The organism is Streptomyces yangpuensis (assembly GCF_024666385.1).
GTDB lineage: Bacteria > Actinomycetota > Actinomycetes > Streptomycetales > Streptomycetaceae > Streptomyces > Streptomyces yangpuensis.
In genome coordinates this window covers 4,493,460-4,511,485 of record NZ_CP102514.1, presented here as the reverse complement: position 1 = coordinate 4,511,485, position 18,026 = coordinate 4,493,460, and the positions used below count along the sequence as shown (strand labels likewise).

The following is an 18,026-nucleotide window of genomic DNA, read 5'->3' as shown; positions in this document are numbered from 1 at the left end:
GACCCCATCCTCCCGGATGAGGTGGCCATGGTTCCAGTCAAGGCGCTCGCAGGACCGCAGGACCATTGCACTTGCACAACAAGTGACCGGCTGTATGCCAACCGGCTGGACAAGGCATCACCGCTCGGACCACGATGAAACGACTGAAGTACCGCGGGCAGTGCCGGGGGGCGGACCGCACCGTGCAGGATTCCTCCGTGCTCATGGCCGTGCGTCCCCGCACTTCCACGGAGGAACACCCCAGATGAGTTTCGGCGACCCGCACAATCCGTACGGACAGCAGCCGCAGGGCCAGCCCGGCTACGGCTACCCGCAGCAGGCCCCCCAGGGCGTCCCGCCGCAGGGCGGCTACGCGTACCCGCAGCAGGCCCCGCAGGCCTACCCCGGCGGCCCCGCCGGCTACCCGGGCGGCCCGGGCGGCTACCCCGGCCCCCACATGGAGATGCCCGGCGGCGCGAAGGCGGCCCGCGTCATCCTCTGGATCCTGGGCATCCTGCAGCTGCTGGGCGGCCTCTTCGTCATCATCGGCGGCGCGCTGCTCGGCGCTGTGCTCTCCGACTCCGGCAGCTCCTCCGCGAACGAGGCCGGGGCCGCGGCCGGCACCGTGGGTGTGGTGGTCGGCGTCCTGGTCATCGGCCTGTCGCTGTGGCCGATCCTGACCGCGGCGAAGATGGCCAAGGGCGGCAGCGGCGTCCGTGTCTCGGGCATCATCTACGGCTCCGTCCAGAGCCTGTTCGCCGTCCTCGGCGTGCTCGTCAACCTGATGGCGCTCGGCGCGAGCGAGAACTCCGAGGCCGGCCTCACGGCCATCAGTGTCATCCCGTCGCTGATCTCGCTGGCCCTGGGCATCACGATCGTCGTCGGCCTGGCGAAGGCCGGCGCCTGGTTCAACCGTCCGCGCTACTGAGCGGGCCCGCCGGAGCCCCGGACACGGCGAAGGCCGCGACCCGCTGCTGCGGGTCGCGGCCTTCGCCGTGTCGGGCCGGACTCAGTGGAAGAAGTGCCGGGTCCCGGTGAAGTACATCGTCACGCCCGCCTTCTGCGCGGCCTCGACGACCTGCTCGTCACGGACCGAACCACCCGGCTGGACCACGGCCTTGATGCCCGCGGCCGTCAGGATCTCCAGCCCGTCCGGGAAGGGGAAGAAGGCGTCGGACGCGGCGTAGGCACCCTGCGCGCGCTCGGCGCCGGCCCGCTCGACGGCGAGCTTCGCCGAGTCGACACGGTTGACCTGGCCCATGCCGACGCCGACCGAGGCGCCGTCCTTGGCGAGGAGGATCGCGTTCGACTTGACGGCCCGGCAGGCCCGCCAGGCGAAGGCCAGCTCGGCGAGCTCCGCCGGGGGCAGGGCCTCGCCGGTGGCGAGGGTCCAGTTGGCCGGGTCGTCGCCCTCGGCCTGGAAGAGGTCGCTCTGCTGGAGCAGCGCGCCGCCGCTGACGGGCTTCAGGTCACCCGGCTGGTGCGGGGTGCCGTCGACCTTCAGGACGCGGATGTTCTTCTTCCTGGCCAGGATCTCGACCGCGCCGTCCTCGTAGCCGGGGGCGGCGATGACCTCGGTGAAGATCTCCGCGACCTGCTCGGCGAGCTCGACGGTCACCGGGCGGTTGACGGCGATGACACCGCCGAAGGCCGACAGCGGGTCGCAGGCGTGCGCCTTGCGGTGGGCGGCGGCCACGTCCGCGCCGACGGCGATGCCGCACGGGTTGGCGTGCTTGATGATCGCCACGCACGGCTCTTCGTGGTCGTAGGCGGCGCGGCGCGCGGCCTCGGTGTCCACGTAGTTGTTGAAGGACATCTCCTTGCCGTGCAGCTGCTCGGCGTTGGCGAGCCCGCCCGGCCGGCCGTCCGTGTAGAGGGCGGCGGCCTGGTGCGGGTTCTCGCCGTAGCGCAGGGTGGCCTTGCGCTCCCATGCGCCGGCGAGGAACTCGGGCAGCGCGCCCTCCTCGCCCTCCGGGGCGTACACGTTCGTGAACCAGGAGGCCACGGCCACGTCGTAGGCGGCGGTGTGCTGGAAGGCCTCGGCCGCCAGCCGCTTGCGCGCGGTGAGGTCGAAACCGCCGCCCTGGGCGGCGGCGATGACGTCGGCGTACCGCTCGGGGCTGGTGACCACGGCGACCGACGGGTGGTTCTTGGCGGCGGCGCGGACCATCGACGGGCCGCCGATGTCGATCTGCTCGACGCACTCGTCCTCGGTGGCACCCGACTGGACGGTGGCCAGGAACGGGTAGAGGTTGACGACGACGAGGTCGAAGGGCTCCACGCCCAGCTCGGCGAGCTGGTTGCGGTGGTCCTCCAGGCGCAGGTCGGCGAGGATGCCGGCGTGCACGCGCGGGTGCAGGGTCTTGACCCGGCCGTCCAGGCACTCGGGGAAGCCGGTCAGCTCCTCCACCTTGGTGACGGGCACCCCGGCGGCGGCGATCCTGGAGGCGGTGGAGCCGGTGGAGACGAGCGCGACGCCCGCCCCGTGCAGGCCGCGGGCCAGCTCTTCCAGTCCCGTCTTGTCGTAGACGCTGATGAGCGCACGCCGGATCGGCCGCCGGGTCGTGGTCGGGTCGTTGCTCGCTGCGGTGTCTGCGGCGGTCACTGGATTGTTACCTTTCGTCCCTCAATGCGGTAGCCGTGCCGGGCCAGGCGCCCCACGACATCGACGAGCAGCTGTCGCTCGACTTCCTTGATGCGCTCGTGCAGAGCGGCTTCGTCGTCCTCGTCCCGGACCTCGACCACACCCTGGGCGATGATCGGACCGGTGTCCACGCCGCTGTCCACGAAGTGGACCGTGCAGCCGGTGACCTTCGCGCCGTAGGCGAGCGCGTCCCGTACGCCGTGCGCGCCGGGGAAGGCGGGGAGGAGGGCGGGGTGGGTGTTGATGAACCGGCCGCCGAAGCGGTCGATGAACTCCTTGCCCACGATCTTCATGAAACCGGCCGACACGACGAGGTCGGGCGCGTGCGCGTCGGTCGCCGCGGTGAGGGCGGCGTCCCACTCGACACGGCTCCCGTAGTCCTTCACCGGGCAGACGAAGGTGGGGATCCCGGCCTTCTCCGCCCGCTCCAGGCCGGCGATGTTCGCGCGGTCGGCCCCCACGGCGACGACTTCGGCGCCGAAGCCCTCGGATCCGCCGGGATGGGCGTCGATGGCGTCGAGCAGGGCCTGGAGGTTGGTGCCGGAACCGGAGACCAGCACGACCAGGCGGGAGGCGGCCATGGGAGGCCCTTTCTCGCGGAATTGCGGTGTTCGTCTTTGTGTGGTCATACGAATCTTCGGGGTACCGATATACGGGGAACCATACGAAGCCGCCGACCGCCTGCAACGATACCGGCACACCGGACAGCCCCCGAGGGACGGGGGGACGGGCGGGCGGTAGCGTCTGGCGTACAAGCCGCAAACTGGCCTCACCTCGCCTCGACGTCCTCGTGACGTCCATGACACAGGGGAAGTAACACACCCGATGCCGGACCGCCGTCAGCCCGACTCCCCCACCGACGACAACCCCTTCGCGGCCCCGCCCGAGGGCCGGCCCGACCAGCCGTGGCAGCCGCGCAGCGGTGGCGACGGCGGGAACGGCGACGGGAACGGCCCGGGGGACTCGGGCGGGCAGCGGGGTCCGGCGCGCTGGGACCCGACGGACCCGGTCCAGCGTCGCGCCCGGTACGCGCTGCTGGCGGGCATGTGGGGCTTCTTCTTCGGGATCTTCGGGATCCCGTCGGTCGGCCTGCTGCTGGGCGCGCTCGCCCTGTACTGGGGGATCAGCGCGCTGCGCGGCAAGCCGGCGGCGACGACCGGTGAGCCGGGCGCCCCGAAGGGCCTGGACGCCCTCGGCCCGGCGGCCCGCCCCCAGCGCACGGCGGCGGTGAGCGGCCTGGTGACGGCCTCGCTGGCGATCCTGCTGGCCATGAGCTCGTACGCCCTGCAGCTCGCGTACAAGGACTTCTACGTGTGCCGCGACGACGCCCTCACCAAGTCGGCGGAACTCCGGTGCAACACCCTCCTCCCGGACAACGTCATCGGCAAAGTCCTGAAGGTCCCCCAGTAGCCGTCCCAGCCCCGCCCCACCATCCCAGCCCCGCCGCACCATCCAGCCCCGCCGGCGTTTGAGGCGCGGGGGCTCGGGGGCGGCGCCCCCGCAACGGCGCCGCACCCGGCAACGGACCGCACGGTCTAGGCAGGCGGCTTCCGCCGAGCAAGCACCCGCACCCCGATCGCCGGCGGAACCGGCGGAGCCAGAGGCGGAACCGGCGGAGCCAGAGGCGGAACCGGCGGAGCCACCGGCGGAGCCACCGGCGGAGCCACCGCCCCCAGGTCCAGCCCGGACACCACGGTCACCGCCCGCCGCGCCCGCCCCGCAGGTGCCGCAGCCGCAGCCGCAGCCGCAACCACCGGAGCCGCCACAACCGGCGGAGCCACTGGCTCGGCCACCATCTCCGGCACCAGCGCCCCCGACGCCCTCCGCATCGCCTCCCAGCGGAGCTCCCGCACCCCGCTGTCGTGCCATCCGTCGTCCACCGGGGTGTCCGCGTCCACCGCGACCGGCCCCTCGGCCGGGCGGTAGCGCCACGCGTGCACGCCCACCGCCAACGGCACGGCCAGTGCCAGCGTCCACGCGAAGGCCGCCGCACCCGTGGCCCACCACACCGGCCCGAACTCGGCCAGCCTCCGCGAGCCCAGCGGCCCCGCCGAGGCCGCGGCCAGCCCGGCCGTCACCAAGGCGCACACCAGCGCGCCGAGGGCCGCCGTGAGCGCGGTCTCCCCGTACGACACCTCGCGGGCCCGGCGTACCGCGAACCAGCCCACCGCCAGCCCCGCGACCACCGGCACTCCGGCGGCGGCCCAGGTCAGCGGAGTGCCCGGCCCCGCGGCCGGGAGCGCCTCCAGCAGCGGGAAGCGGGGCAGCGCGGGCGCGCCCGCGAAGCCGAGCGGAGTGGCCGTCACCTCGCCGCCGAGGGCGAAGCCGGGACCGAGGGCGTAGGCCGCCCCCCAGACCATGGCGTTCGGGATCAGCGCGATCGCGAGCAGCAGGACCGCGAACCGGCCCGACCACACCCCGGTCAGCGACAGGAACGACGCCTGGACCTGCGCACCGTGCCAGGCGAGCGAGGCACCGACGAGCAGCGCCCCACCGCCCAGGAGCACCAGGGCCCCACCCGCGCCCGCCCGCAGCGCCAGCGCGTACCGAGGGCGTACGAACCCTCGTCGCAAGCCCCCCGGCAGCCAGTTCGGCAGCGGTCCGAGCGGCCTGCCCTTGGCCCCCCACACGCCACCGGCCGCGGCCGGCACGGCGACCAGCGGTACATGCCAGGCGGCGCTGATCGGGTCGGCGGGCATCGGGCCCCCGGCGGCGTACACCGTGGCGAGGGCTCCGACGGCGAGGTATCCGCAGAGCACGGCCGAGAACACGGCCGTCGCGGGCAGCACCTCCTCGTCCTCCTCGTCGGAGGCGCCGCCCAGCCGGGCGGCCCGCCGCAGGAGCAGGACGGGCAGTGCGACGAGCAGCAGGGGTGTCACTCCGACGGGTGCCGGGACGCCCGAAAGGGTCTCGTACCGCAGCAGTTCGGTCCCGTGGGCGAGCAGCCACAGCCCGGCGGCGAGGTGCAGGGCCCCGCCGGGACCGCTGTCGGGATAGGGGGAACTGATCCACAGGACGATGACGAGCACGGCGAGGAAACCGAGCCCGAGCCCGGCGGCGACGGCGCCGCCCACCACACATGCGGCTGCGGCCGGCGAACGCCGTCGCACGCCGGCTCGCGGGGCCCCCGGCAACCGGGTCCCGCGTTCGGTCACTTGGGTCACCCCGCCATGGTGCCTTCGACACGCGCTATGGGCGGGTAACAGGCGAATGTCCGTGGTGTCGCCCAATATACGTTTATGTACTTTTTCGCTCAGGGCTGCCGGGTCGCGGGGAGTGCGGCATGACACGAAGCGTCGAGGGCCTGCCCGCCCCGAACGAGCGCCGAAGACTGCGCGAAGCTGCGGAACTGACACTCGATGAGGTCGCGGAGGCGATGGGCGTCGCCGCGGCGACGGTCCGTGCCTGGGAGTCCGGACGCACCACCCCGCGCGGGCGCAAGCGCGACGCGTACGCGCGCTTCCTCGCCGGGCTGCCCGAGTCGGCGGTGACCGCGGACGCGACCGGGCGGCCGGGCCGGGACGGCCGGACCGACGAGGCCGAACCGCCGGTCCTGGTGGCGGTCACGGCCGCGGTCACGCCGGGGACCGGAACCGAGACCGGGACCGCTGCCGGCACCTGGGCCGAGGGTGTGCCGGCGGCTCCGGACGGGCCCGCCGGCACCCCCGGCACCGGCATCTCCGACACCGGCGGCGGCGCCGGGACCGCGACCGCGACCGCGACCGCCGCCCGGCTTGCCGCACGTTCCGCCACCGGACCGGCCGAGGCCTTCGACACCCTCTACGACCGGGCCGCGCCCGCCCTCGCCCGGCAGACCTACCTGCTCACCGGCCGCCGCGCCCTCGCCCTGGAGGCGGTGGACCGTGCCTTCACGCGGGCCTGGGACCAGTGGCCCGAAGTGGCCACCGACCCGGACCCGGTGGGCTGGGTGCGGGCGATCGCGTACGAGTACGCGCTCTCCCCCTGGCACCGTCTCCGGCGCGCCCACCGCCGGCCCGACCGGCCCCCGGCCGATCCCGCGGACCGGATCCTGCTCGACGCCCTGCTCGCGCTGCCCAGGATCCACCGCCGGGTCGTCCTGCTCTACGACGGCGTGGGCCTCGACCTGCCCGACACCGCCGCCGAGACGGAGGCCACCACCCCGGCCGCGGGCAACCGCATCCTGCACGCGCACGCCGATCTCGCCGCCCGGATCCCCGAACTGGCCGACGTACCGGCCGAGAAGCAGTCCGCGGCGCTGCGGGAGCGGCTCGGCGCGCTGCGGCCGCCCTTCCCGCTCGACCCGCGCCCGGCGGCCGCGGTGCGCGGCGGCGGCGAGCGGCGCGTCCGGCAGTGGAACCGGGCGACCCTCGGGCTGACCGCGATGATCACGGCCGCCACCGCCTACACGGCGGCGACCGCGCCCACCCGGTACGACCCGCCGCTCGCGCCCGGCGCGAGCGTGTCCGGCGTGCCTCCGCTCAGCGGCCCGCAGCAGCTCACCGAACGGAGCAGGCAACTGCACGACAAGCTGCGCGCGGACCCGGAGGCGGGTCCGGCGCGCATCGCCCCGAGGATCGACTGAGGCCCCGTCGCGCAACAGGGCGTGGCCCGCACCCTTCGAGGGGTGCGGGCCACGCCCGTTCAGCCGTACGGCCGCTGCTTACTGAGCGGCGTTCAGGATCGCGCGAGCGAGCTCGGCGGTCTCGGTCGGCGTCTTGCCGACCTTGACGCCGGCGGCCTCGAGGGCCTCCTTCTTGGCCTGCGCGGTGCCGGAGGAGCCGGAGACGATGGCGCCGGCGTGGCCCATGGTCTTGCCCTCGGGGGCGGTGAAGCCCGCGACGTAACCGACGACCGGCTTGGTGACGTTCTTCGCGATGAAGTCCGCCGCGCGCTCCTCGGCGTCGCCGCCGATCTCACCGATCATGACGATCAGCTCGGTCTCCGGGTCGGCCTCGAAGGCCTCCAGGGCGTCGATGTGCGTGGTGCCGATGACCGGGTCGCCACCGATGCCGACGGCGGAGGTGAAGCCGATGTCGCGCAGCTCGTACATCATCTGGTAGGTCAGCGTGCCGGACTTGGACACGAGACCGATCTTGCCGGGCTTGGTGATGTCGCCCGGGATGATGCCGGCGTTGGACTGGCCGGGGGTGATCAGACCCGGGCAGTTCGGGCCGATGATGCGGGTCTTGTTGCCCTTGGCGGTCGCGTACGCCCAGAAGGCGGCGGAGTCGTGCACCGCGATGCCCTCGGTGATGACGACGGCCAGCGGGATCTCGGCGTCGATGGCCTCGACGACGGCGGCCTTGGCGAAGGCCGGCGGGACGAAGAGGACGGAGACGTTGGCGCCCGTCTTCTCCATCGCCTCGGCGACGGAACCGAAGACCGGGACCTCGGTGCCGTCGAAGTCGACGGTGGTGCCGGCCTTGCGCGGGTTCACGCCGCCGACGATGTTGGTGCCGTCAGCCAGCATCAGCTTGGTGTGCTTCATGCCCGTGGCACCGGTCATGCCCTGGACGATGACCTTGCTGTCCTTGTTGAGGAAGATAGCCATGTGAGTCTGTGACCTCTGCCCTTACTTCGCAGCCGCGAGCTCGGCGGCCTTGTCGGCCGCGCCGTCCATGGTGTCCACGCGCTGCACCAGCGGGTGGTTGGCGTCCGAGAGGATCTTGCGACCCAGCTCGGCGTTGTTGCCGTCGAGACGAACGACGAGCGGCTTGGTGACCGCCTCGCCCTTCTCCTCCAGCAGGGCCAGCGCCTGCACGATGCCGTTGGCGACCTCGTCGCACGCGGTGATGCCACCGAAGACGTTGACGAAGACGGACTTGACGTCCGGGTCCCCGAGGATGATCTCGAGACCGTTGGCCATGACGGCGGCGGAGGCGCCACCGCCGATGTCCAGGAAGTTGGCGGGCTTGACGCCACCGTGGTTCTCGCCGGCGTAGGCGACGACGTCCAGGGTGCTCATGACGAGACCCGCGCCGTTGCCGATGATGCCGACCTCACCGTCGAGCTTGACGTAGTTGAGGTTCTTCGCCTTGGCGGCGGCCTCGAGCGGGTTCGCGGCGGCGTGGTCCACGAACTCCTCGTGACCCGGCTGGCGGAACTCGGCGTTCTCGTCGAGGGAGACCTTGCCGTCGAGGGCGATGACCTCGCCGGAGGCGACCTTCGCGAGCGGGTTGACCTCGACGAGGAGCGCGTCCTCGGCGATGAAGGTGTCCCACAGGGTCACGAGGACGGCGGCGACCTTCTCGGCGACCTCGGCCGGGAACTGCGCCAGCTCGACGATCTCGCGGGCCTTCTCGATGGTCACGCCCTCGTTGGCGTTCACCGGGACCTTGGCGAGCTTCTCCGGGGTCTCCTCGGCGACCTGCTCGATGTCCATGCCGCCCGCGACCGAGGCCATGGCCAGGAAGGTGCGGTTGGTGCGGTCGAGGAGGTACGAGACGTAGTACTCCTCGAGGATCTCGGGCGCGGTCTCCGCGATCATCACCTTGTGGACCGTGTGGCCCTTGATGTCCATGCCCAGGATGTCCGTCGCGCGGGCGACGGCCTCGTCCGGGGTGCCGGCCAGCTTCACGCCGCCGGCCTTGCCGCGGCCGCCGACCTTCACCTGCGCCTTGACGACCGACTTGCCGCCCAGCCGCTCGGTGGCCTCGCGAGCCGCCTCAGGCGTGTCGATGACTTCACCGGCCAGCACCGGTACACCGTGCTTGGCGAAGAGGTCCCTCGCCTGGTACTCGAACAGGTCCACGCGCGTCCGTCCCTTGTCTTTTTAAAGATTCGCAGTGATTCGCGGTTGTCTGCTATCTGCGTGGGCGTGCCGCGGAGGGCAACGTGACGGCGCTGTCACTAGGAAGGCGCACACGGTGACCGTGGACGCGGCATGTCCGTCCGGCAGGTTATCCCCGTGGGGCGTGCGGCCCTAAATCGCAGATCACACCTGAGCGGTGATACCTGTCACAGAACGCCTTACGGTTGAACTGGAAATTCGTGTGATCCGCCGATTCACACCGGGTGCCGGGACGGGCGTGTCGGAGGAATCTCAGGGGGCCGGCAGGGGCCTCTTCTCCAGCGCCGCTGCCATGACCTCCGGGAACAGGTCGGGTGTGCAGGCGAAGGCCGGAGCGCCGAGCGCGGCGAGGGCCGCGGCGTGCTCGCGGTCGTAGGCCGGGGCTCCCTCGTCGGACAGGGCCAGCAGGGTCACGAACTCGACGCCCGCCCCCTTCATCGCGGCGACACGTCCCAGCATCTCGTTGCGTATGCCGCCCTCGTAGAGATCACTGATGAGGACGACGACGGTGTCGGCGGGCCTGGTGATCTTCGACTGGCAGTAGGCGAGGGCGCGGTTGATGTCGGTGCCGCCGCCCAGCTGGGTGCCGAAGAGGACGTCGACCGGGTCGTCGAGCTGGTCGGTCAGGTCGACGACGGCGGTGTCGAAGACGACCAGACGGGTGGCGATCGAGCGCATGGAGGCGAGGACCGCGCCGAAGACGGAGGCGTAGACGACGGAGGCCGCCATCGAACCCGACTGGTCGATGCAGAGGATCACCTCCTTCTTCACCGACTGCGCCGCCCGGCCGTACCCGATCAGCCGTTCGGGGACGACGGTGCCGTATTCGGGCAGGTAGTTCTTGAGGTTGGCCCGGATCGTGCGGTCCCAGTCGATGTCGCGGTGGCGGGGGCGGCTGATCCGGGCGGAGCGGTCGAGCGCGCCGGTGAGGGTGGCCCGGGTGCGGGTCGCGAGCCGCTTCTCCAGCTGCTCGACCACCTTGCGGACCACGGCCCGCGCGGTCTCCTTCGTCGTCTCGGGCATCGCCTTGTTCAGCGAGAGCAGGGTGCCCACCAGGTGGACGTCGGGTTCGACGGCCTCCAGCATCTCCGGCTCCAGGAGCAGGGCGGACAGGCCGAGCCGCTCGATCGCGTCGCGCTGCATCACCTGGACCACCGAGCTGGGGAAGTACGTCCGGATGTCCCCGAGCCAGCGGGCCACGTTCGGCGCGGAGCCGCCGAGTCCGGCCGACCGCGCCGTCCCTGTGGCCCGGCGCGCCCCCGCCTCGCCGCCTCCGCCGTACAGCGCGCCGAGCGCGGCGTCCATCGCCGCGTCCCGCCCGGTCAGCGCGTGCCCGGTCCCGTCGGCGTCTGCCCCGCCCAGCACCATCCGCCACCGCCGCAGCCGCTCGCCCCCGGCGCTGCCCGCGGTGTCCGCGGTGTCCTGGGCCGCCGCCACGCTCGTCTCCGTACCGCTCATCCGTCCGTCCCCCTGCACTCGTCGTAGTCGTCGCTCGATCAGCCCCGCCGGCATGTGAGGCGCGGGGGTCCGGGGGCGGCGCCCCCGCAACGGCGCCGCGCCCTCGGCACGGCAGCACCTCAGGGGGCCGCGACCCCGTCGGGAGCCGCCAGCAGCATCCGGACCAGCTCCGTCACCGCGTCCGCCCGCTCCCGGTCCAGCTCGGGGGCGAAGCCCTCGGGGGCCTCGCCCGCCGGATGCGCCGCCGCCGGGCCACCGGGGCCGCGCCGGACCAGCTCGCCCAGGGCCCGCCTGACCCCCGGCTCGTACGCCCCGAACGTCCGCCTCAGCAGCGGGAGCACATCGGTGAAGGCCCGCTCGGGCACTCCCACCAGCCAGGTGTCGATCAGCCCCAGCAGCCGGTCGTCGTGGACCAGCAGGGTGCCGCCGCCCGAACTCCCGCCCGCGAAACCCTCGATCCAGCCCGCCGCGTCGGCGGGCGGGGCGGCCGGGGACAGCGCGAGCCCCATCAGCCGGGCCGTCTCCTCGGCCTCCAGTCGCCCGTCGTCGAGGAGCAGCCGGGCCGCCCTGCCCCGGATGACGCCCGGCACGGTGTCCCGGTCCGCCAGCTTCCGCAGCACCGCGGACCAGCGCCTCCGCAGCCCGTCGTCGGCTTCGGCGTCGGCGTCGGCGTCGGCCAGCAGGCCCACCGCCGTGTGCACCCCGTCGATGTGGCCGCGCAGCTCCGCCGCGGCGTCGGCGTCCAGGCCGGCCGCGCAGGCCGGGGGCAGCGCGACGCATATCCGCTCGGCGAGCCCGGCCGCGACCGCACCGAGCGCGGTGGCGTCGGTGCCCCGTACGTCGCCGTACCGCAGTGAACGGGCCAGCGCCGGCAGGGCCTTCGCCAGCCGGGCGACGTCCGTGTCCAGCGCGGCGCGGTCCGCGAGGGCCCGCAGTACGGCCGGCAGTGCCTCGGACAGTCCGGCCAGGAGGCACTGCTCGGCGAGCGCCGTCACCTCGCCCAGTTCCCCGGCGGCCGCGGCGTCGGCCTCCGCCCGGGCGGTGGCGGCCGCGAGGACGGTGGTGCCCCAGATCCCGGCCTCGGCCACCCGCACGGACAGTTCCGGCTGCCAGCGCAGCCGCCAGGTCTCGCGGAAGGTGCCGGTGCTGCTGCGGGAGGCGGCCGGGCTGCCCCAGTCGATGCCGAGCAGCCGCAGCCGGTGCAGCAGCAGGGACTTGGCCGCGTCGGTGTCCTTGCGCAGGTCGAGTTCGAGCTCGCGTTCCTGTGCCTCCGCCTTGAGCCGCAGCGACCGCTGCTGCCGCGTCAGGTCCCGCTGGAGCGGTACGACAGGTGCCGCGTCCGGGACCTCGCCGAGCACATCGCCGACGACGAGGCGGTCCTCGATGAGCGCGAGCGGTATGTCGGAGCCGTCGCACATCACCGCCCGGACCGCTTCCAGGGTCTCCGTCAGGCCGGGCAAGGGCCTGCCCCGCATCGCGGCCAGGGTCTCGGCCAGCCGTACCGCTTCGATGACGTGGGCCGAGGAGACCTGCCGGTCCTCCTCGCGCAGCAGGCCGGCGACCTTGGTCAGCCACCGCTCGACGGGCCGGTCCCGGGCCGCGAAGAGGTGTGCGTACCAGCCGGGCGAGGTGATCCCCGCGCCGTACCCGCCGGCCCGGGCGAGCCTCCGGTGGGTCCACGGCACCCAGGTGGTCTCCACCTTGACCTTGGGCAGCCCGGTCAGCAGCGCCCTGTCCGCGGCGACGGTGGTCCTCGTCCGCAGCGCCGGGACGTGCCAGGCCCCGCACACCACGGCGTACCCGTCGCCGAACTCCCGGCGGGCGGCGCGCATCCGCTGACGCATGTACGCCTCGCGCACCAGGTCGCGGCGGTGACCGCCGTCGCCGTACGCCTCGCGCAGGGCCTCCATGGCCTCCCCGAGGGCTTCGAACGCGCCGAGGGCCTCCTCCCCCGCGCCGCCGGTGCCGCGGTGCTCGACCACGTCCTCCCACCAGCGCTCGGGGTCGTCGTACCCGGCGGTCCCGGCGAGCACCGCGAGGGGGTCCACCCGGACCGCGTCGGGCTCGGCTTCGTCGGCCTCCCCGGTGGCGGCCAGCGAGTGCGCGGCGGGCAGGTCCATGAACCGGACCGGTACGCCCGACTCCTGGGCCCAGCGGATCGCCACCCACTCCGGGGAGAAGTCGGCCAGCGGCCAGAACGCCGCCCGGCCGGGGTCGTCCGCGGCGTGCGCGAGCAGCGCCACGGGCGGCCGCATGCCGGGGTCGGCGGCCAGCGCGATCAGGGCGTCTCCCTCGGGCGGCCCCTCGATCAGCACGGCCGCCGGGCGGGCCGCCTCCAGGGCGGCCCGGACCGCGCGGGCCGATCCGGGCCCGTGGTGGCGCACGCCGAGGAGCAGCGGGCCCTGCCGGGCGGTGCTCATGCCGTCACCTCCCGGCAGGCCCGGTAGAAGTCCTTCCAGCCGTCGCGCTCGCGGACCACGGTCTCCAGGTACTCCTGCCAGACCACCTTGTCGGCGGCCGGGTCGCGGACGACGGCGCCGAGGATCCCCGCGGCCACGTCGGAGGGGCGCAGGACGCCGTCCCCGAAGTGGGCGGCCAGGGCGAGGCCGCCCGTGACGACGGAGATGGCCTCGGCGGTGGAGAGGGTGCCGCTGGGCGACTTCACCTTCGTCCGGCCGTCGTCGGTGACCCCGTCGCGCAGCTCCCGGAAGACGGTGACGACGCGGCGGATCTCCTCCAGTCCCTCGGGGACGGCCGGCAGGTCGAGGGCGCGGCCCATCTGGTCGACGCGGCGGGCCACGATGTCGACCTCGGCGTCCGCGGTGGCGGGCAGCGGGAGGACGACGGTGTTGAAGCGGCGGCGCAGTGCGCTGGAGAGTTCGTTGACCCCGCGGTCGCGGTCGTTGGCGGTGGCGATGAGGTTGAAACCGCGCACCGCCTGGACCTCCTCGCCGAGCTCCGGTATCGGCAGGGTCTTCTCGGACAGGACGGTGATGAGGGTGTCCTGGACGTCGGCGGGGATGCGGGTGAGCTCCTCGACGCGGGCAGTCATTCCCTCGGCCATGGCCCGCATGACGGGGCTGGGGACGAGGGCCTCGCGGCTGGGGCCGTGGGCGAGGAGCCGCGCGTAGTTCCAGCCGTAGCGGATGGCTTCCTCCGGGGTGCCGGCGGTGCCCTGGACGAGGAGGGTGGAGTCGCCGCTGACGGCGGCCGCGAGGTGCTCGGACACCCAGGTCTTGGCGGTGCCGGGAACGCCGAGCAGGAGCAGGGCGCGGTCGGTGGCCAGGGTGGTGACCGCGACCTCGACGATGCGGCGCGGTCCCACGTACTTGGGCGTGATCACCGTGCCGTCGTCGAGCGTGCCGCCGAGCAGGTAGGTGGCGACGGCCCACGGGGAGAGCTTCCAGCGGGTCGGGCGGGGCCGGTCGTCGGCGGCCGCCAGGGCTTTCAGTTCGTGCGCGAAGGCGTCTTCGGCGTGCGGTCGCAGCGCCTCGGCGCCGATGCCGTTCTCGGGCTTGCTCATGGTCCCCCTCCAATGCTCGGCAGCCGCTCCCGACTGCTGTTCCAACGGTGCACCACGCCACTGACAACGCCCCCTGTTCTGCACGTCGTTGCAGGTCAGGGCGATTGTCAGAGGGGGTCTCTACGGTGGTTGTCATGACTGAGCAGGGGGTCCGCTGGACGGCGGAACAGGTACTGGCTCTGGCTCCTGACGATGCTTCACGCAAGGCAGGTGGCAGACTCGGCGGGGCGGGGCCGTGGTCACAGATCGGAGGTTCCGCTTCCGGTTCTGTGTGGGGGCTGTGCAAGGGCAGCGGCAGCAATCCGTACCGGACGGTCGTCGACCTGACGGGACCGGCCTACAAGTGCTCCTGCCCGAGCCGGAAGTTCCCGTGCAAGCACGCGCTGGGGCTGCTCCTGCTCTGGTCCGCCGAGGGGGTCGGCGAGCCCGGGGAGGCGCCCGACTGGGCCGCGCAGTGGCTGGCGGACCGGGCGGCCAGGGCCGCCCGTCCGGCGGCCGGTCCGGTGGACGAGGAGGCGGCCCGGCGCCGGGCCGAGCGGCGGGCGGCGCGCGTGGGGGCGGGCGTCACCGAGCTGGAGCAGCGGCTGGCCGACCTGCTGCGCGGCGGACTCGCGGGCCAGGAGCACGCCGGTTACGCGGCGTGGGAGGAGACCGCCGCCCGGATGGTGGACGCCCAGGCGCCCGGACTTGCCGGGCGCGTGAGGGAGTTGGGGACGATACCCAGTTGCGGCCCCGGCTGGCCCGCCCGGATGCTGGAGGAGGCGGCGCTGCTGCACCTGCTGGACCGGGCCTGGATGGGGGTGACGGGACTTCCGGACCAGTTGGCGGCGACCGTCCGCAGCCGGGTGGGACTGCCGGCCTCCGGGGAGGGGGAGGCCGTACGGGACCGCTGGCTGGTGCTCGCCCAGTACGACTCGGTGTCGCCGGACGGCCGGCTCACCACCCGCCGGATATGGCTGCGCGGGCTGGCGGGGGGCCGGCCCGCGCTGGTGCTGGACTTCGGGCCGCCCGGGCGGCCACCGGGGCTGGCGCTGCCGGTGGGGCTGGTGCTGGAGGCGGAGCTGCGCTTCCGGCCCGGGTCGGCGGGGCTGCGGGCGGACCTCGGGGAGAGGTCCGCGGCGGCCGCGCCGTGCACGGAGGTTCCGGCCGGGGTGAGCACGCAGGCGGCCCTGGAGGCTTACGGGGCCGCGCTGCGTGAGGACCCGTGGCTGGAGTCCTGGCCGGTGGTGCTCGGCCCGGTGATCCCGATACCGGGAGAGCTCGGCTGGCAGCTGGCGGACGCGGAGGGCACCTCCGCCCTGCCGGTGCCCCTCACCGGGGCGGGCAGCCGCACCCGCGGGGGGCTGTGGCAGCTGGCCGCGTTGTCGGGCGGGGGCCCGGTGACGGTCTTCGGCGAGTGCGGCCACCGCGGGTTCACCCCGCTGACGGCATGGCAGCCGGGCTCGTCCGAGCCGGTCGCCCTGTCCTGAGCGGGGCGGGACCGGACCACCACATCGCAGGGGGCCTGGGGGGTCCTGTGCCGTCGTACGAGGACGGCGGGGAGTTGTGCGGCGCCGGGGGGCGCCGTACGAGGAACGACGAGAAGCCGGGGGGCTTTCATGAACGACAACCACGCCAGTTGAGCGGACCCGTACGGGACATCGACAGCCCCGGTCCCGTGGAGGGGGCGGGACCGGGGCACCGGACACGACCGAGGACGAGCAGCGAGGGAGGGGCACCGATGAGCGAGGGTGACGAGGGGTACGGGGAGTGGCAGGAGCTGGTCGGTGCCGCGCTGCTGGGCACCGACCGGCGCCGGGGCACAGGCCCGGCCGGTTCGCCCGGGGCACTGCTGGACGCGGCCGCCGTGCACACCGTCCGCCGCCGCGCGGGGCTGCGGCCGGCCACGGCGCGGCCGCGGCCGGAGCCCGCGCCCCACGACGTCCGGCCGGCACCGCCGGAGGCGGCGGCGCGCCGGCTCGCGCAACTGCTGGCGGGCCGTACCGGCGCCGGCAGCGGGGGCGGCGGCGGGCGTCGTGGCTCGGCCCCGGATCTGACGGAGCTGCTCCCGCAGTGGCTGGCCGCGGCCGGACGGCACGGCTACCGCGCACCCGCCGCGCTCGTACCGGCGCTGCTGGACGCCGCCCGGGCCCGTACGGACCTGCGCCCGCAGGCCCTGGCCCTGGCCGGGGCGCGGGGGCTGTGGCTGGCGCGGATGAATCCGGAGTGGCGCTTCGCCCTGCGCGGCGGGGCGGGCGGCGGGGAACTGCCGGACGTGAGGGACCCGTCCGCGGTGGAACGGCTGTGGGAGGAAGGGCTGTTCGCGGAGCGGGTGGCCCTGCTCGGCGCGGTACGGGCCCACGAGCCGGCGGCGGCGCCGCGGCTGCTGGCGACGACCTGGGCGAGCGAACGGGCCGAGGACCGGCTGATGTTCCTCGACTCGCTGCGGGTGGGGCTGTCGCTGGAGGACGAGTCCTTCCTGGAGGCGGCGCTCGGCGACCGCAGCCGCAACGTCCGGGCGACGGCCGCCGAACTTCTGTCGGCACTGCCGCAGTCGGCGCTGGCGGGCCGGATGGCCGGGCGGGCACTGGCCTGTGTGGGGCCGGAGGGGGTGACGCCGCCGGCCGAGTGCGATGCGGGGATGCTCCGCGACGGGGTGGTCAAGCGGCCGCCGGCCGGGCGCGGGGAGCGGGCGTGGTGGCTCGGGCAGTTGGTCGAGGCGGCGCCGTTGTCGTGCTGGCGGGAGCGGTTCGGGGGGCTGGGCCCGGCGGAGATCGTGGCGCTGCCGGTGGCTTCCGCCGAGGGCTGGGCGGAGGAACTGCACGCGGCGTGGTGCCGGGCCGCGGTGCGCCAGCGGGACCCGCAGTGGTCGCGGGCCCTGCTCGGCCCGGCGTCGGCGCCGCCCGCGGCGGGCCCCGGCACGGCCTCCCTCGCGGAGCGGGCCAAACTGCTGGAGACCCTCCCCGACGGGGAACGCGCCGAGTGGGTGGCGGAGTTCGTCCGGGCGCACGGGCTGTCGGAGGCCTTCCAGCTGCTCGGGGTGTGCGTGGTGCCGTGGGCGGGCGCGCTGGGGCGGGCCGTGGTGGACGCCCTCGACATCGCCCGGGAGGCGGGCAGCTACCCGTGGAGCTTCAGCGGGGTGATGGGTCTCGCCGAGCGCTGCCTCGACCCGGCCGAGGCGGGCCGGCTGGAGGCCCTGACCGCGGCCGCGGAGGACCCGCCGGACGCGTCCCCGGGCGCGGCGGCGTACTGGGCGGAAGCCTTCCAGCGCCTGGTGGCCACCCTCCGCCTCCGCGCAGCGATGCTGTCGGAGCTCACCCCACCGTGACCCCTGCGGGGAGCTCGGCCGACCCCCGGGCCGTCCCGTCCCGGGACCGGACCGGCCGCTCACGCGGCGGCACTGTCGCAGTTCGCACCGGCCCGCGCCTTGTGGGGCGCGGCCCGGCAGCCGGCCGGGCCGGCGCCGCGGCCGGGCTTCGGCGCCGAGGCCGGGCCGGGCCGGGATTCACCTTCCCGTCGCCCCGGGCGGGGGTCCTCACCGGGCGCGGCGCGCACCTGGGGGAGACGTCCGGCTGTGCCGGGATCGCCCGGCGGGGCGGCCGGCGCACGCCCGCCCTGCGCGGGGCGGGCCCGGCAGGGCGCGCCCCGCGCATCCTGCCGCGCTGGTGAAC

General features: G+C 74.4%; 13 protein-coding genes. 5 read left to right on the top strand and 8 right to left on the bottom strand.

The annotated features are described in order from the left end of the window. Positions 1 to 244: 244 nt before the first annotated feature. Complete coding sequence (locus NRK68_RS20730; protein WP_257856395.1) at positions 245 to 907, top strand: hypothetical protein; 663 nt, start codon at positions 245 to 247, stop codon at positions 905 to 907. 81 nt (positions 908 to 988) lie between these two features. Here NRK68_RS20730 and purH read toward each other — a convergent pair whose 3' ends face one another. Both purH and purN read right to left on the bottom strand, forming a co-directional pair. Then, positions 989 to 2,584, bottom strand: coding sequence for a bifunctional phosphoribosylaminoimidazolecarboxamide formyltransferase/IMP cyclohydrolase (purH, locus tag NRK68_RS20725; RefSeq protein ID WP_183066885.1), 1,596 nt, complete (start codon positions 2,582 to 2,584; stop codon positions 989 to 991). Further along, positions 2,581 to 3,204, bottom strand: a complete 624-nt coding sequence (gene purN, locus NRK68_RS20720) for a phosphoribosylglycinamide formyltransferase (RefSeq protein ID WP_030961027.1) — start codon at positions 3,202 to 3,204, stop codon at positions 2,581 to 2,583. Before purN ends, purH begins: the two co-directional genes overlap by 4 nt. Positions 3,205 to 3,448: 244 nt before the next feature. Here purN and NRK68_RS20715 point away from each other — a divergent pair, with 244 nt between their 5' ends. Continuing rightward, positions 3,449 to 4,033, top strand: a complete 585-nt coding sequence (locus tag NRK68_RS20715; RefSeq protein WP_183066886.1) for a hypothetical protein — start codon at positions 3,449 to 3,451, stop codon at positions 4,031 to 4,033. Between the two features lie 125 nt (positions 4,034 to 4,158). On the opposite strand, the gene NRK68_RS20710 is transcribed toward NRK68_RS20715, so the two are convergent. Then, a complete protein-coding gene (locus NRK68_RS20710; protein ID WP_257856394.1) occupies positions 4,159 to 5,787 on the bottom strand; it encodes a cell division protein PerM in 1,629 nt (542 codons plus the stop codon). 119 nt (positions 5,788 to 5,906) lie between these two features. Here NRK68_RS20710 and NRK68_RS20705 point away from each other — a divergent pair, with 119 nt between their 5' ends. Beyond that, positions 5,907 to 7,187, top strand: coding sequence for a helix-turn-helix domain-containing protein (locus NRK68_RS20705; protein ID WP_257856393.1), 1,281 nt, complete (start codon positions 5,907 to 5,909; stop codon positions 7,185 to 7,187). Positions 7,188 to 7,265: 78 nt separating this feature from the next. On the opposite strand, the gene sucD is transcribed toward NRK68_RS20705, so the two are convergent. The 5 genes from sucD to NRK68_RS20680 form a co-directional block, all read right to left on the bottom strand. Further along, positions 7,266 to 8,156, bottom strand: coding sequence for a succinate--CoA ligase subunit alpha (gene sucD, locus NRK68_RS20700; protein ID WP_030764277.1), 891 nt, complete (start codon positions 8,154 to 8,156; stop codon positions 7,266 to 7,268). 21 nt (positions 8,157 to 8,177) lie between these two features. Then, positions 8,178 to 9,356 (bottom strand): ADP-forming succinate--CoA ligase subunit beta, encoded by a 1,179-nt coding sequence (gene sucC, locus NRK68_RS20695; protein WP_183066888.1) that lies wholly within the window; start codon positions 9,354 to 9,356, stop codon positions 8,178 to 8,180. A gap of 291 nt (positions 9,357 to 9,647) precedes the next feature. Continuing rightward, positions 9,648 to 10,763 carry a VWA domain-containing protein gene (locus NRK68_RS20690; RefSeq protein ID WP_257857894.1) on the bottom strand — a complete coding sequence of 372 codons (1,116 nt, stop codon included), beginning with the start codon at positions 10,761 to 10,763 and terminating at the stop codon, positions 9,648 to 9,650. A gap of 209 nt (positions 10,764 to 10,972) precedes the next feature. Next, the gene (locus NRK68_RS20685) at positions 10,973 to 13,273 is read right to left on the bottom strand and encodes a DUF5682 family protein (protein WP_257856392.1); all 2,301 of its coding nucleotides are present in this window, start codon (positions 13,271 to 13,273) and stop codon (positions 10,973 to 10,975) included. Then, positions 13,270 to 14,376 carry an ATP-binding protein gene (locus tag NRK68_RS20680; RefSeq protein WP_257856391.1) on the bottom strand — a complete coding sequence of 369 codons (1,107 nt, stop codon included), beginning with the start codon at positions 14,374 to 14,376 and terminating at the stop codon, positions 13,270 to 13,272. The genes NRK68_RS20685 and NRK68_RS20680 overlap by 4 nt, the downstream gene beginning before the upstream one ends. 134 nt (positions 14,377 to 14,510) lie before the next feature. On the opposite strand from NRK68_RS20680, the gene NRK68_RS20675 reads away from it, so the two are divergent. Further along, positions 14,511 to 15,845, top strand: coding sequence for an SWIM zinc finger family protein (locus NRK68_RS20675; protein ID WP_183066892.1), 1,335 nt, complete (start codon positions 14,511 to 14,513; stop codon positions 15,843 to 15,845). 251 nt (positions 15,846 to 16,096) lie between these two features. Next, positions 16,097 to 17,683, top strand: coding sequence for a DUF5691 domain-containing protein (locus NRK68_RS20670; RefSeq protein ID WP_257856390.1), 1,587 nt, complete (start codon positions 16,097 to 16,099; stop codon positions 17,681 to 17,683). The last annotated feature ends 343 nt before the right edge of the window (positions 17,684 to 18,026 follow it).